The sequence below is a fragment of the Rheinheimera sp. MM224 genome (assembly GCF_947090785.1).
Lineage (GTDB): Bacteria > Pseudomonadota > Gammaproteobacteria > Enterobacterales > Alteromonadaceae > Pararheinheimera.
The window spans coordinates 4468310-4483365 of sequence record NZ_OX352320.1 but is presented as its reverse complement, the minus strand read 5'-3'; the positions used below and the strand labels follow the sequence as shown (position 1 = coordinate 4483365).

Annotated in this window: 9 protein-coding genes; 2 read left to right on the top strand and 7 right to left on the bottom strand. The window is 48.6% G+C overall.

What is annotated here, in order from left to right:
- Positions 1–21: 21 nt before the first annotated feature.
- Positions 22–948, bottom strand: coding sequence for a LysR family transcriptional regulator (locus OM978_RS20765; RefSeq protein WP_264344327.1), 927 nt, complete (start codon positions 946–948; stop codon positions 22–24).
- Between the two features lie 98 nt (positions 949–1046).
- Here OM978_RS20765 and OM978_RS20760 point away from each other — a divergent pair, with 98 nt between their 5' ends.
- Positions 1047–2225: an MFS transporter gene (locus tag OM978_RS20760; RefSeq protein ID WP_264344326.1), complete on the top strand. Its 1179-nt coding sequence runs from the start codon at positions 1047–1049 to the stop codon at positions 2223–2225.
- A 97-nt stretch (positions 2226–2322) separates the two neighbouring features.
- Here the strand turns inward: OM978_RS20760 and OM978_RS20755 are convergent, their stop codons facing one another.
- From OM978_RS20755 to OM978_RS20730, 6 genes are all read right to left on the bottom strand, one after another.
- Positions 2323–4020, bottom strand: a complete 1698-nt coding sequence (locus OM978_RS20755; protein WP_264344325.1) for a glycoside hydrolase family 9 protein — start codon at positions 4018–4020, stop codon at positions 2323–2325.
- Positions 4021–4109: 89 nt separating this feature from the next.
- Complete coding sequence (gene tkt / locus OM978_RS20750; protein ID WP_264344324.1) at positions 4110–6110, bottom strand: transketolase; 2001 nt, start codon at positions 6108–6110, stop codon at positions 4110–4112.
- A 9-nt stretch (positions 6111–6119) separates the two neighbouring features.
- Positions 6120–7061 carry a transaldolase gene (gene tal / locus OM978_RS20745; RefSeq protein WP_264344323.1) on the bottom strand — a complete coding sequence of 314 codons (942 nt, stop codon included), beginning with the start codon at positions 7059–7061 and terminating at the stop codon, positions 6120–6122.
- Between the two features lie 30 nt (positions 7062–7091).
- A complete protein-coding gene (locus tag OM978_RS20740; RefSeq protein WP_264344322.1) occupies positions 7092–9959 on the bottom strand; it encodes a glycosyl hydrolase 115 family protein in 2868 nt (955 codons plus the stop codon).
- A complete protein-coding gene (locus tag OM978_RS20735) occupies positions 9956–11650 on the bottom strand; it encodes a glycoside hydrolase family 43 protein (RefSeq protein WP_264344321.1) in 1695 nt (564 codons plus the stop codon). The genes OM978_RS20740 and OM978_RS20735 overlap by 4 nt, the downstream gene beginning before the upstream one ends.
- Positions 11651–11922: 272 nt before the next feature.
- On the bottom strand, positions 11923–13119 hold the full coding sequence (locus tag OM978_RS20730) for a XylR family transcriptional regulator (protein WP_264344320.1): 1197 nt from the start codon (positions 13117–13119) through the stop codon (positions 11923–11925).
- A 258-nt stretch (positions 13120–13377) separates the two neighbouring features.
- Here OM978_RS20730 and xylB point away from each other — a divergent pair, with 258 nt between their 5' ends.
- A complete protein-coding gene (gene xylB / locus OM978_RS20725) occupies positions 13378–14832 on the top strand; it encodes a xylulokinase (protein WP_264344319.1) in 1455 nt (484 codons plus the stop codon).
- Positions 14833–15056 lie beyond the last annotated feature (224 nt).

The window sequence follows — 15056 nt, the reverse complement described above, 5'->3', positions numbered from 1 at the left end:
TTAAGGCCCGCCTTGATGGTGTTAATCCTGAGCCTTAGTATTGCCTGTCATCTTCTCCACCAGATAATCAACAAATACCCGTATTCTGGCTGGCATAGTATGACCACCAATAAAAACTGCATGAATGGCTTCGCGGTCCTGCGGATTGTACTCCTCAAGCAAAGCTACAAGCTGACCTGTTGCCAGCGCCTGTTGCACATGAAAACGGCCTACACGGGTAATGCCTATGCCCTGCAGGGCCAGTTCTACCAGAGTTTCGCCATTGTTTGCTATCACATTGCCGCTGACTGCGAGCATATAGTCCTGTTCATCTTCACGAAATGGCCAGCCCGGTTCCAGTCGTCTAAAACTGAAATCCAGGCAATTGTGATTTGTTAAATCAGCTGGTGTTTGAGGTACTCCTGCTTTCGCCAGGTATTCAGGGGAGGCAAGCACAACCCGGCCTGTTTCACCCAAACGGCGGGCATGCAGGCCGCTATCCGGCAATTGTCCAAAACGGATCGCAACATCGACATGGCCAGCATGAACATCGCGGATTTGGTCTGATACATCTATTTCAATGCGGATATCCGGGTAGCGTTGTAAAAACTCTTTTAGTAACGGCACTATGGTTAGGCGGCTATGCGCCGTTGCTGTAGTCACTTTAATAGTGCCGCTTGGGCTGCCCCTGCTGGCAATACTGCTTTCGGTGTCCTCTAAATCTTTTAAAATTCGCCGGGCTGCCAGTGCATAAGACTCCCCTTCACTGGTTAAACGCAGTTTGCGGGTGCTGCGGACAATAAGCCTGACTCCCAGACGTTTTTCAAGACGGGTCATAATACGACTGACTGCGGATGGGGTGAGATCTAATTCACGGGCTGCTGCACTTAAACTTCCTGTGCAGGCAACGGACAAAAAGGTCTCCATTTCAGCTGTTCGATCTGTCTTTCCTGTCTTTTCAGCGCTCATTTGTGACTCCGAAGCAAAACTGAATGTATCCTGCGCTACTTTTTCTGGGTGTTGTGATTGTTTATATTCCTTCGCATCACAAATTAGCGAGACTTTGTATGAAAATCAATATTCCTTTACTGGCCCTTGCACTGGGGGCTTTTGGTATAGGTGTTACCGAGTTTTCCCCGATGGGGATGTTACCTGTGATTGCCAATGACCTAGCTGTTTCTATTCCAACAGCTGGCATGTTAATCAGTGCCTATGCCTTTGGTGTGCTGATTGGCGCACCTTTAATGACCTTAGTTTTTGCCAATATGAGCCGTCGTAACCTGCTGTTGTTGTCTATGGGCATTTTTACTCTGGGCAATCTGATTTCCGCTATGGCGGATAGCTACAACCTGTTGTTATTTGGACGTATTGTCACGTCATTTAATCATGGTGCTTTTTTTGGGGTTGGCTCAGTTGTCGCTATGAGTATTGTGCCGCTAGAAAAACGCTCTGGTGCCGTAGCTGCTATGTTCTCCGGCTTGACCATAGCGACTATAGGCGGAGTGCCTTTGGCTGCTTATATTGGAGAAGTGATTGGCTGGCGTCCTGCCTTTTTTGCTATGGCCGTCATAGGGTTAGTGACTATGCTGGCGCTGCGCTTGTCATTGCCGCCACTGGCGAACGAAGGCAAAGCCAATGTACGGAATGAGCTTAGAGTGTTGAGCAAAGGCTCGGTGTTAGCGGCCTTGTTGTTAACAGTGGTTAGCTCAAGTTCGATGTTCACCGTCTTTACCTATATTGTGCCTATATTGCAGGATGAAACCCATGCCTCAACCGCTTTTGTCACCTCTATGCTGGTGTTGTACGGTGTAGGTTTGGCTGTAGGTAATTATTTGGGTGGCCGTTTTGCCGACCGTTCGCTGAACTTAACCCTGATCAGTTCTTTAGTGGCTGTGACTCTGTTGTTAGCCGTGCTCTCCATGGTGCTGTCATCACAGTTGCTGGTTGCGCCTTTGATTTTTTTATGGGGAATTGCCAGTTTTGCACTGGTGCCACCATTGCAGTCCCTGGTGGTGCAAGAAGCCAAAGAAGCGCCAAATTTAGCCGCAGCTATGAATATAGGAGCTTTTAATCTGGGTAATGCTTTGGGGGCCGTATTGGGTGCCGCCATTATCAAAACAGGTTTTGGCTTAGGTTATGTGCCTTTGGCTGGAGCCGGTACTGCTCTGCTTGGACTTATTATGGTGTTGTGGTTTATGCGTAGTCGTCAGCAACGCAGCCAACAAAGCCCGGTTCCTGCTTGCTAGATTGATGATACAAAAGCCCGATCCCAATGAGTAGAGCCTCGAGCATTTGGCTCGAAAGTGTTCAAAGCAGCCTGAATCCTCAGGCTGCTTTGTTTTATCAAGGCTTTGGAACTGGCTGAGAAAAAGCGGCCAGCATATACACCAGCGGCGCATTCCAGTTGATAGTGACTTCGTTGCTGGCATAGCTGCACCAGTCATCGGCATAAGATTTGGCTGGTAATGTGCTGTTGTACTTACATTTATCCTGCTGTCCAGGTTGTGCACCACCAGCTAACCAACCCGGCACCGGTGCTTTTATACCGTCAGCTTCAGAAGGGCGGTGATGGATATGTTGTGGGCTTTTTACGCCAAAACCTGTGACATAAGATAAATCCAGTGGGTTACGACCAAGCACATAATCCAGCAAACCTTGCATAGCCTCGACGTAGTCGGCTTTTGCCGTAATTTGATTGGCTTTGTACAACAAGATGGCTTTATTCATCGCCACCGCATTACTGCCCCAGACAAAATCTTCCGGCACCATAGCCACTTTATAAGCTGAAGCCTGATGTTGAGTTACAAACTGATCGGCCATTGCCGTAATAGCGCTGAACACCAACTGGCGCTGCTCTGGCGTCCGCCGATTTGCTTCTTTTGCCAAAGAGAAATAACCCAAAGCGGCGACGTCAGCCCAGGAGGCGGTTTGTACTGGCTGAGCTAACTGAAAAAACTGCTGCAGGTAAGGCTGTTCACCCGTGAGCAAATAAAGCTCAGCTGCAGCCCAGGCAAATTCATCCGCCAGATTTTTATCGCCATAAGCGCCTGTGCTGACATCTGCAGGTTGTTGATAATAAATAGCCGGATTTTTGCTTGCCCATTGCCAAGCCTGAATAGCTTGTTGCCTGAACAAAGCCGCTTTACCTGGCTGTTCTTTGTCAAATTCGGCCATTACTCTGCTGGCTTTGGCCATCACAGCAGCAAAGTTTAAAGCTGCTGCCGTGGTTTTTTGCACCAGATAACGTGGTGCGACTGCCTGATGCGGCATAACAGTGCCGTCAAAATTCAGATTGGTTAGTTTATGATAAACACCGCCGTCCGCCGGATCTTGCATACTGCTCATCCAGTCCAGATTCCATACCACTTCATCCAGTAAGTCCGGCATGCTGTTGCCGGATTCCGGGATATTCCACTGCCGCTGGCGGTAAAAGTCTTTGAAGTCTGTCCAGGCATCCAATAAAGTAAAAGTACTGATGCCGGAATTCACTATGTATTTATTGTAATCACCAGCGTCGTACCAGCCTTTGGGTGACTGAACTACAGTGCCTGTGGGTCTGCTGGCCGAGGCTGCGGAGCTATGTATTTTCACCTGAACATCCGGGTGTCCGGCAGGGCGGGCCCATACTCCTGCGTAAGCAGAGTCCAGTTGCTGTGAGGCGCGATTAAAGTAATAGGCTTTGATAGCTGCATCATGCAATTGGGTATAAGGTTGAGCTGCGATTTGTAGTTCAACAGCGGTAAATCCAGCGACTTCAAGCCGGTAGCGGCCATTGTTTTGTACTGGAGTGAAATCAGCAATACTGACTTTTTCATCCGCCGGAGCCCAGTGTTGAGCTGCCGAGCTTTGGCCCTTAAAGACAATCTGGCCCGATGGTAAGGCGACTAGTTGAAAAGTGTGTTGGCTTTTTCCGGGGATCACCGCCAGCTTTTGGCCTTGGTTCAGGTAGCCACTTTGATTCACTTTAAGCAAAGCTGCTGGTTCTGCTGCGTAGCAACTGGCAGCAGAGACAAAACAAAGCACAGAAAAAGCCAGGCGCATAACAAAATCCTTTTTCAGGGAGTCAGACTTCAACCTTGTTGCCCCAACAGGCTAGATAAGGTTGAAGTCTTTATTTTGATTTCCGGGGTCTAGGCCAGAATCTTAGCTGCTATTACCTCTGCATTAAAGCCAAAATAATCCAGCAAGGCAGGGCCAGGTGCGGATTCACCAAAGCTACTGATACCAATAATCAGGCCTTTTTTACCGACATATTTGTACCAAAAATCAGGGTGAGCCGCTTCTATCGCAACAATTTTCGCCTGGTCCGGTAACACCGAATCACGGTAAAACTCAGATTGCTGGTCAAATAAAGTAGTGCTTGGCATAGACACCACATTCACTTTTTTACCTGCTGCATTGAGTTTGTCAGCTGTATCGCACGCCAGTTGCAGTTCAGAGCCTGTGGCTATCAGCACTATGTCTGGTGCAGTGCCACAGTCTTTTAAAATATAACCGCCTTTGCTGATTAACCTGATTTGCTCCGAATTACGCTGGAACTGACGCAGATTTTGTCGGCTAAATACCAAAGCTGAAGGTGAGGTTGTGGTCGTTAAAGCTGTTTTCCAGGCCACAGCGGTTTCAGTTAAATCGGCAGGCCGCCAAGTCACCAGATTAGGCGTCGTCCGTAAGTTCGTCAGTTGCTCTATTGGCTGGTGCGTCGGGCCGTCTTCGCCCTGACCTATAGAATCATGAGTAAAAACATAAATATTCGGCAGCTTCATTAAGGCCGACATCCGTACCGCATTGCGGGCGTATTCCATAAACATCAGGAAAGTCGCGCCATAACAGCGGAAACCACCATGGGCTGTAATGCCGTTCATTATGGCGACCATGCCAAATTCGCGTACGCCGTAATAAATATAGTTGCCGGAGCTATCGTCTTTGGTCAGGCCTTTGCTGCCCGACCATAAGGTCAGGTTAGAACCTGCCAAATCGGCCGAGCCACCTAAAACTTCAGGCAGCAGTGCCGCAAAATGAGCGATACAAAGCTGTGATGCTTTGCGACTGGCAATATCCTGCTGTTGGTTTTGGCAATTCTCGATAAAACTTTGAGTGGCCGCTTCAAAATTAGCCGGTAACACCCTGTCTATCACACGACGTTGGTATTCAGCGGCCAGTTCAGGGTACTCGTTTTTGTAGGCGGCAAATAACTCTGTCCATTGCTGTTCAAGCGCTGCGCCTTTGGTTTTGCAGTCCCAGGCGGCATAAATGTCGGCCGGAATTTCAAAAGGAATATGATCCCATTGCAGAAATTCACGGGTTTTGGCTATTTCGCCATCGCCCAAAGGCGAGCCGTGACTGTCATGAGAGCCTGATTTATTCGGGCTGCCATAGCCAATAATAGTTTTACAGCAAATCAGCGTGGGTCTGTCAGTTTCTGCCTGAGCTTGTGTGATGGCATCGGCAATTTGAGCTGGGTTATGGCCATCCACCCGGATCACTTGCCAGCCATAAGAGTGAAAACGTGCCGGCGTGTCGTCGGTAAACCAGCCTTCGACATGGCCATCAATAGAAATACCATTGTCATCCCAAAAGGCAATCAGTTTTCCAAGGCCTAAGGTACCAGCCAGCGAACTGGCTTCATGGGATAAACCTTCCATCAGGCAGCCATCACCGAGGAAACAATAAGTAAAGTGATCGACGACTGGGTAATCAGGCCGGTTAAATTGCGCCGCCAGAGTTTTTTCGGCTATTGCCATCCCTACCGCATTGGCAATACCAGCACCCAAAGGACCAGTGGTGGTTTCGACGCCTGCGGTGTAACCCAATTCAGGGTGACCCGGAGTTTTGGAATGCAGCTGACGGAAAGACTTTATATCCTCAATAGATAATTCATAACCTGTTAAATGCAGCAATGAATACAACAACATAGAAGCATGGCCGTTACTCAGCACAAAACGGTCTCTGTTGCTGAATGACGGATTAGCCGGGTTATGCTTTAAAAATTGTAGCCAGAGTACTTCGGCAATATCGGCCATGCCCATGGGGGCGCCGGGGTGGCCTGAATTGGCTTTTTGTACTGCATCCATAGCTAAAGCGCGGATGGCATTAGCGCGGGTTTTGTGATCAGTTTGATGATGAGAATGCATGGCAATATCCTAAGACTGTTGGTTCAGGTTTTGTAACAGTTGCTCCAGCTTGCGCTGATCCACTGCAAATTTGCGAATACCTTCGGCCAGCTTTTCAGTAGCCATGGCGTCTTCATTCAGTTGCCATAAAAATTCAGCCTGACTCAGGGCTTTGGGTGTGGCGGGGCTTTGGGTGCTCACTGGCTGCAAAGCTGCTGGTAAAGGGTCAAAAGAGTCTTTGAGTTGCAGTAACAAATTAGGGGCTATCGTTAGCAAATCACAACCCGCCAGTTGGCGGATTTGATCGACATTACGAAAGCTCGCACCCATCACCACTGTCGGAATGCCATGGTTTTTGTAATAGTTATAAATAGTTTTGACTGATATGACGCCGGGGTCTTTATCACCGGAAAAATCCAGCTCTGGCTGATTTTGTTTGTACCAGTCCAGAATACGGCCAACAAAAGGTGAAATTAAGGTCACACCAGCATCGGCACAGGCTTTGGCCTGAGCCAGACTAAAGATCAACGTCAGGTTGCAATGAATACCTAACTTCTCCAGCCGTGCTGCGGCCTGAATACCTTGCCAGGTGGCTGCCAGTTTAATCAGCACTCTGTTGGAGTCCACGCCTGCTGCGCGGTAACGACCAATAATACTCAAGGCTTTGGCCACACTGGCTTCGGTATCAAAAGACAAGCGGGCGTCAATTTCAGTTGAGACCCGACCTGGTATATGGCGCAAAATTTCACAGCCAAAATTCACTGTCACTTGCTCACAGGCTGCAGCAATATCCTGCTCATTGCCTTTGAGTGCGCTGTGCAATAAATGCTGATAATCCGCCTGCTGGCTGGCCTGCAATATAAGCGATGGGTTAGTGGTCGCTTCGGTAGGTTGAAGCTGTTGTATAGCGGCAATATCGCCGCTATCTGCCACTACGACCGTTATTTTGCTGAGTTGTTCTAGCTGATTCATATCATCTGTATCCGTTTAAGTTTTGTGTATTCATTTTTTATATACGCTTTGCTCTGGCCCTAAATAACTGGGCTTCAGGCCGCCTGTATCAATCATCAGTTTTTGCAGCACTAAGGCCGGGTCGACCAGATAAATTCGTAGTTTATGTTCGCCAGGCTTATTCACTTTGATAGCAGTTTTGATCACCCGCACCCCATCCAACACTGCGTTATCCCACACAGCAGGGTTTTTATTTGCCAGACTGTCTACAAGTTCGGGCTTGTCATTATTCAGCGCCACAGCAAAACGCAAACCACGGCCAGGCACCAGATCCAAAGTGGGGGCTATCACGCTATGCAAAGTGAATTCACCCGTGGAATGGAAATACAGCGGGTATTCCAGATAAGGGGCTTTGCGAATATCTTTGATTTGATAATCCAGTTCTGTCATAGCTGCCATTGAGGCTTCACCACGGCCATGGCCCGGGATCAGTTGCCACCAGCTTTGGTTGTTATTGCCTTGTACCTTTGCACTGGCGGCGTCCAGCGCTATATAACCGTCTGCTTCAACAAAACCTGAAGTCGGCTCTGTTTTAGGTTTCACGGCCGACACTTTAATTTTGGCGCCGCCCCAGCCAGTGCCCTGCACATGCACTTCGCCGACATTCAGCCCGGTTTTCACTTTGCTCCAGTCGATGTTGACCTGAATCGTTTGTGCAACTTCAATCTGGCCTTTCGTTTGGCTGAGCTGGATCCAGTCGGCTGATGCTTTAGCATTGAACTCAAAGGGCAAACTGCCTTTGTTAAATACTTCAATGCTGCGCTCTGTTTGACCATGAGGGTAAAAAGGGTCCAGTGCTAAGGGCTGACCTTTGTATTCGCTGATAGGCCATGAAAAAGCCGAACCTTCAGGCGCTACGCCCATATCTGCCACGGGCATAGGTTCTGCGACTGACACCACAGGCATTAAGTTCGCAGGTGGGTTACGCCAGTAGGTAAAACCAATGTGAGGTTGCGACATCATATGGTTCCAGCGGCCATCGCTCAGGCTGTGGTAAAGATTCGTTAGCTCTGCATCCTGTTTAAACCAGAAGCGCACCTGCTCTGCCCAATAAGTGGTAGTCACCCGGCCTTGTTCGCCATGCAATTTATTCATCGCCACTGCACGGTTTAATTCATACACAGCCTGACTGGCTTTCAGTGGATGCGATACCAACTGGATATAAGCATCTCTTTGTTCAGTCGGTAATTGACGGTACAGCTCATCCGATTTTTTCACTAAAGCAGCAAGCTCCTGGCTGACGCGCTCTGCTTCCTGATAATGGAAAATGCTGTAGGTATGGGGTTCCACAGCTTCAGGTTTACGACGGCCGTTGTGTGTGGTGTAACCCTGGATCAGTTCAGCTATAGTTGCCGCATGTTGTGCACTGAATTGTTGCGTGGCCCAGCTGACGGCAAATTGCTCTAAGTTATCGGCTTTAAAAGCAGGTGGGTTCCAGGCCATACGCAGGAAAAAGTCGATGGGAAATTCCATCGGTTTTAAATCCCCAACATTGACTATCCAGATACGATCAGCCTGAAATTGCCAGGCTAAATTCATCTGTTCCCAGATTTTTGCCATAGGCACTGTATTAATCCAGCGGTAAGAGCGGGGGCTGCCGACATAATCAAAGTGATAATAGACACCAGCGCCACCGGCACGGCCACGCTCTTCGGCTGTGGGCAGGCGGCGGATATTGCCGTAGTTATCATCAGCCCAAAGTAAGGTCACATCGTCCGGCACTCTCATACCACGCTCATAAAAGCCTTGTACTTCTTTGTACAAAGCCCAGACTTGTGGCACGTCGGTGATCGGTTTGTCTTTAAAGGTTTCTGTTAATATCTGGCGTTGATCGGCTACTACTTGCTCCAGTAAGCCGATGTTTTCACCTTCGCTCATCGGCTCATCTTCCTGACCACGCATGCCAAGAGTAAAAATGCTTTCCAGGTTTTTATGCCGCTTCGCGCCTTCTTGCCAGAACTTATAAATAGTGTCGCGGTTGCTGGAGTATTCCCATGGTCCTTTACCGTATCTGTTCCATTCTTTGTCGGCGCGCATCATAGGCTCGTGGTGGCTGTTGCTCATCACTATGCCCATTTCATCGGCCAAAATAGCGTTTTGTGGATCGTCATCGGCAAAGGCGTTATTCCACATCGCAGGCCAGAGGAAATTCGACTTCAGCCGCAGTAAAAGCTCAAATACATGCTGATAAAACTGGCTGTTGTAGCCGCCAAATTTTTCGCTGGTCCAATTGGTTAAAGCCGGATGTTCGTCATTTAAAAAGATGCCACGGTATTTTACTTTGGGCGCATCAGTCAGGCGGGTGCCCGCTTTGATATAAAGCTGTTCTTGCTTTTTCACCGGCACATCGGCCCACCAGCTCCAGGGCGATACCCCTATGGTTTCGGCCAGATCATAAACGCCAAAAATAGCGCCTCTTTTATCGCTGCCAGCTATTACCAATGCTTGCTCGACGCCCGGCAAAGGCTGTTCAATCACCTGAATTAAATAGGCTTCCCAGCGACCCTGAATGGCGCTTACATCCAGCTTTCCTGCGGCTATCAGTTGATCGAGAAGTGTATTGTTGCCCAGGCTGCCGATAATCAGCAGCTGCTTGTTTTCCGCTGTTTCACTGATACTTAAACTTTTGCCGCTGACTTTTTGAATATCCTGTTGCAGGCTTTGTACGGCACGTTTTAAGCCTTTATGGTCCTTTTCATCCAGCTGAATTGTTGCCTGCGTGCTTTTGCTAACCAAAGCAAAGTCGCCTTTGGCTGGTTGTTGCGCCAGATAATCAGCTGGCAAAGCAACAACTGACGTGCTGAAAAGGGCTAAGACTAAACTGAAAGTAAAAGCGGTTTTCATGGCCTGGCTGTTCATGGGGTGGCCTCTTTTTCCTGTCGTGCATGCACACCTAAAGTGGTGCCAACAAAACCACCAGCGACCTGAGTGCTTAAGATTTTGGCATCCTGCACTTCACCCAATTGTTGCCATTCGCCATTTTGATCAGCGTAATAAAAGCTGATTTCTCCCGCTTTGCCTTGGATTCTTAGCTTCAATTGTTCTGTATTGGCAGGTAAGTCCTTGCTGCTAACCAAGCTGGGTTTACCGCCTTTGGCTTGCTCAAGAAATACAGTAGTTTTACCAGCTGCAGTTTTTACCCCCAGATAGTAATGATATTGCTCGTTCTGAAATACCACCAAACCAGCTGAAATCTTGCCTTTTGGCACCAGCAGGCTGGTGCTGGTTTCAAAGCTGGCATGTTGCTGGCGACGACCTATAAAAGCAGGTTGTGATAAGGAATCCATGCCGACAGCTTTGGCATTCAGCAGCAGGTTTTGTCCATCCAAAGTGAGCCAGCTTTGATCAAATTCACGCAACAGGTTCCAGTCCGGCTTTAAGCTTTGGCTATCAAATTCATCACGCCAGCTAAAGTTGCCAGTTTGTGTTAAAGCGCCAGTGCTACTGATTAAGCCGGTTGGTGCAGTATGACGATAAGGTATTTCTTGCCCCTGAGGCAGAATAGTGGGCCATTCGTCTTTCCAACTGACGGGCAGCAAAAAGGTTTCGCGGCCTGTATTAAAGTAAGTCTGGTCGTAGGTGCGGGTGGCTAGAAATACCGCCCACCACTGGCCATCAGGTAACTGCACTAAATCGGCATGACCAGCTGTGGTAATAGGGTTAACTCTGTCGGCTGGTAAATCACGTTGCGTCAGAATAGGGTTATCGTTGTAAGGCACAAAAGGCTCATTCAAACTGCGGGTTCTGAATACCACGGCCGAATGTTGATCAGCAGTGCCGCCTTCAGCACAGACCAGATAATACCAGCCGTTATGCTTGTAAATATGCGGAGCTTCAATCCAAATCGGCTTAGTGCTTAAATCGACGCCACCATTCACCAGCAGTTTTTTTGAATCCGGCAACACGGCTTTTTTCACCGGATCGTATTGCCACATCCAAATGGCTCTGTGGCCTTCATACAAGGCTTCTCCAGGTGCTTCGCCGTTATGGCTGATATAGACCTTACCGTCGTCATCAAAAAATAGATCCGGGTCTATGCCTTCCACTTCCGGCAACCAGATCGGATCCGACCATGGCCCGGCAGGGTCTGTTGCGGTCAGAATAAAGTTACCGCCTTTATCCACTACAGTGGTGATGATGTAAAAAGTACCGTCGTGATAGCGGATAGTAGGGGCAAAAATACCACGGGAGACTTGCATGCCTGACATGTCGACCTGCGAGGCGCGGCTTAGTGCATGGCCGACTAATTGCCAGTTCACCAGATCAGTGCTGTGTAAAATCGGTAAGCCCGGTGTATAGGAAAACGAAGACAACACCATGTAATAGTCATCACCACGGCGGGTAATACTGGGATCAGGGAAAAAGCCTGCTGCGACAGGGTTTTGGTAGCTTCCTTTGGCTAAAGGTTCGGCAAAAACAGCGTCTTGGCCCTGATAATCAAACCAGTGAAAAGTCGCTATGGTGCTGACGTCATCCGTTGGTTTTTCCGGCTGACATCCGCTGAACAACAGGCTCAAGCCCATCAGCGCAGAAGCGTAGGTTGTCTTCATTTTTATCTGTTCCTTTGACTAGTTGCGTCAGGTCTGAACAGAAAAATACCATGACCATCAAAGGCTTCGGCTTTATGAAAATACGTCAGCTTTGTGCGTTTTTTCGGTGGTAAGGCTTTAAAAACGATAAGGGCGCGGGTTAACCGATACCTGGTATCGGATTGGCATTTAGAAGGACGGGTTGTAGGGGCCGCGGCTTGTCCCGGCCCGTCCATCGGGGTATCGTCACGACGGGCGGGTACAAGACCCGCCCCTACAAATTTGTTTGTTATTTAGTCATTCACCGCCACGTTATTCAGCATTTCACCCCGTGCTTCACGGTATTCTTTTGGTGTCTGGCCAAAATGGCGTTTAAACACCGCATACATATATTGCAGCGACGGATAACCGCAGATATTGGCGATGGCGATAGGGTTAACCTGAGTATCAACCAACATTTTGCAGGCTTTTACCAGTTTTTGGTTATGCAGTTCGGTATGGATCGAATGGCCACGTTCTGCTCTGAAACGCTGTTCCAGGTTAGAACGTGAAATACCGACAAAATCAGTCACTTGTTCTACTTTTGCACCACGAGTCGCATGACGGCGGATATAGTGCATCGCCTGAATGACATAAGGGTCACGCAAGGCTTTAAAGTCTGTTGATTGGCGTGAAGCCACGCCCACAGGCGGTACCAGAATACGTTTTTGACCTACTTCGATATTATTCAGTTGGGTATGCAGCAGCTTGGCGGCTTTATAACCCATTTCAAAACAACCCTGAGTTACTGAGCTTAAGCTGATTCTATTAAGGAAACGGGCTATATCGTCGTCATCTATGCCAATGATAGAAATATTATCCGGTACTACCACACCCAAATGTTCGCAAGCTTGCAGCAGATGGCGGGCGCGGGAATCTGTGACGGCGATAATGCCAATAGGTTTAGGTAAGCTTTGGATCCAGTCGGTCAGGCGGTTCATCGCATATTGCCAGGTTTCAGGTCTGGTGCAGTGCCCCTGATAAATCTGACAGTCGTAACCATCCTGAGCTGTTAATTTTTTCACCGCACTTTCGCGCTCGCTGGCCCAGCGATGCTGCTCGTCGGTTGGCACACTGTAAAAGGCAAAACGGTCTAACCCTTTGCGTTTCAGGTGCTCATAAGCGGCTTGCACCAGCGCATAGTTGTCGGTGGCGACATAAGGAACTTCAGGGTAATCTGCCGCTTTACTGTAAGAGCCACCCACTCCAACTATAGGTTTGGTGGTTCCGGCCAAAGCGCGTTGAATATTCATATCATCGAAGTCGGCGATAATACCGTCGCCACCCCATTCATGAATGTGTTCGAGACGACAGAGGAAATCTTCCTCCAGATACACGTCCCAGTCGACTTTTGATGATTGCAGGTAATGACCTATGCCTTCGATCACTTGCCTGTCGAAAACCTTATTAGCATTAAACAAAAGTGTAATGCTGTGTTTAGCTTTAAACATATCCCCGTCCTGTCGGTTTACCCTTAGTACCTGAAGCTGCTGACTGCGCTTGTCGCCTGACTGCAACTCCAATTACTTTGGGTATATATCGTTATCTTTTTTATTTTTTGTATTTAAGCGGGTTAAATATTAGCCAGTCAGGCTTTTTTGGCAAACGATAAATCATAATTCAGCAGCTAATTATGAATTTTCGTAATTGCTGGTAAGCAATCCCTCGCCAAGTATTAGCTCACCAAAAGTCAGAACAGATTTCAGATTATGTACATAGGCATAGATTTAGGCACTTCGGGCATCAAAGTGATTTTGCTTGGCGAGAACGGCAAAGTAATAGATAGCGCCAGTGCTGAGTTGTTAGTCAGCCGGCCCCAGCCTTTATGGTCAGAGCAAAACCCAGAGCACTGGTGGCTTGGGCTGCAGTCTTGTATGGATCAGCTTAGCCAGCGTCAATCTTTAGCTTCGGTTAAAGCCATAGGTTTAGCGGGCCAGATGCATGGCGCTACTTTGCTGGACGATCAGAACCAGATTATTCGCCCAGCTATTTTATGGAACGATGGTCGCTCTTTTGAGCAATGCCAGCAGCTGCAATTGAAAGTGGCCGATTTGCCACAGATCACAGGCAATCTGGCGATGCCTGGTTTTACCGCACCTAAATTACTTTGGTTACGTCAGCAGGAGCCACAAGCTTTTGCTAAGGTCGCCAAAGTACTGCTGCCAAAAGATTATTTACGTTTTTGCTTAAGTGGCGACTTTGCTTCCGATATGTCGGATTCAGCCGGTACTTTATGGCTGGATGTGGCTAAACGTGACTGGAACGACGAGCTGTTGTGCGCTTGTGGTTTAAGCCGTGATCAGATGCCAAAACTTTACGAAGGCAATCAGATCACAGGCACCTTGTTACCTGACCTGGCGAAACGCTGGGGTTTAGCCGCTGTGCCTCTGATCGCTGGTGGTGGTGACAATGCCGCCGGTGCTGTGGGTGCTGGTATAGTACGTCCGGGTCAGGCCATGTTATCTCTTGGTACTTCGGGTGTGTATTTTGCTGTCAGTGATGGCTTTCTGGCGAACCCTGAATCCGCAGTACATAGTTTTTGCCACGCCTTGCCGAATACCTGGCATTTGATGTCTGTGACATTAAGTGCTGCCAGTTGTTTGCAATGGTATGCCGAACATTTAGTGAAAACCCCTGTTGCTACTTTGCTGGCCGATTTGGAGCAGGGGCTTGGCGCTATTGAAGATATGCCGCTGTTTTTACCTTACCTGTCAGGTGAGCGCACTCCTCATAACAATCCCAATGCTAAAGGTGTCTGGTTTGGTCTGGACTACAACACTGACCAAAAAGCCCTGACCTATTCGGTGCTTGAAGGCGTCAGTTTTGCGTTGTTTCAGGGCGCAGAAGCTCTGCATGCCAGCGGCCTGATGCCTACAGAAATTAATCTGATTGGTGGTGGTGCCCGCAGTCCGTACTGGCGGCAGTTGCTGGCTGATGTGATGAACCAACCACTCACCTTCAGAGAAGGTGGTGAAGTAGGGCCTGCCTTAGGTGCTGCTCGTTTGGCCAGATTAGCCATGGAGCCTGATACAGCACTGGATGTGCTATGCCCGCCACCTCCAGTGGTCAGTCAGCATCAACCAGACGCCAAACGTCACGCCGCTTTGGCCAAACGCTACAGCAAATTTAAAGCCTTGTATCAGTCGTTGGCTGAGCATTTTTAATGGTAGGGGCGGTGGTTTATCCCCGCCCGTCTCAAATTACAAGACGATGTTATTGAGGGCTTGCCCCGCCCGTCTCAACAGAACGCCGATGCCTTTAAAAAATAAATTGTAGGGGCGGGGTTTATCCCTGCCCGTTCAGACATGAAAGCGATACAGCAAAAACAACGGCAATAAAGCAAAAGCACAAGGTGGCTTTGAAAAAACATAATTGTGAACTTAGCCAG

What these genes read in the sequence shown, in the direction of transcription:
- OM978_RS20765 (WP_264344327.1), bottom strand. Translation starts at nt 948, where the DNA reads ATGAGCGCTGAAAAGACAGGAAAGACAGATCGAACAGCTGAAATGGAG.
- OM978_RS20760 (WP_264344326.1), top strand. Translation starts at nt 1,047, where the DNA reads ATGAAAATCAATATTCCTTTACTGGCCCTTGCACTGGGGGCTTTTGGT.
- OM978_RS20755 (WP_264344325.1), bottom strand. Translation starts at nt 4,020, where the DNA reads ATGCGCCTGGCTTTTTCTGTGCTTTGTTTTGTCTCTGCTGCCAGTTGC.
- tkt (WP_264344324.1), bottom strand. Translation starts at nt 6,110, where the DNA reads ATGCATTCTCATCATCAAACTGATCACAAAACCCGCGCTAATGCCATC.
- tal (WP_264344323.1), bottom strand. Translation starts at nt 7,061, where the DNA reads ATGAATCAGCTAGAACAACTCAGCAAAATAACGGTCGTAGTGGCAGAT.
- OM978_RS20740 (WP_264344322.1), bottom strand. Translation starts at nt 9,959, where the DNA reads ATGAACAGCCAGGCCATGAAAACCGCTTTTACTTTCAGTTTAGTCTTA.
- OM978_RS20735 (WP_264344321.1), bottom strand. Translation starts at nt 11,650, where the DNA reads ATGAAGACAACCTACGCTTCTGCGCTGATGGGCTTGAGCCTGTTGTTC.
- OM978_RS20730 (WP_264344320.1), bottom strand. Translation starts at nt 13,119, where the DNA reads ATGTTTAAAGCTAAACACAGCATTACACTTTTGTTTAATGCTAATAAG.
- xylB (WP_264344319.1), top strand. Translation starts at nt 13,378, where the DNA reads ATGTACATAGGCATAGATTTAGGCACTTCGGGCATCAAAGTGATTTTG.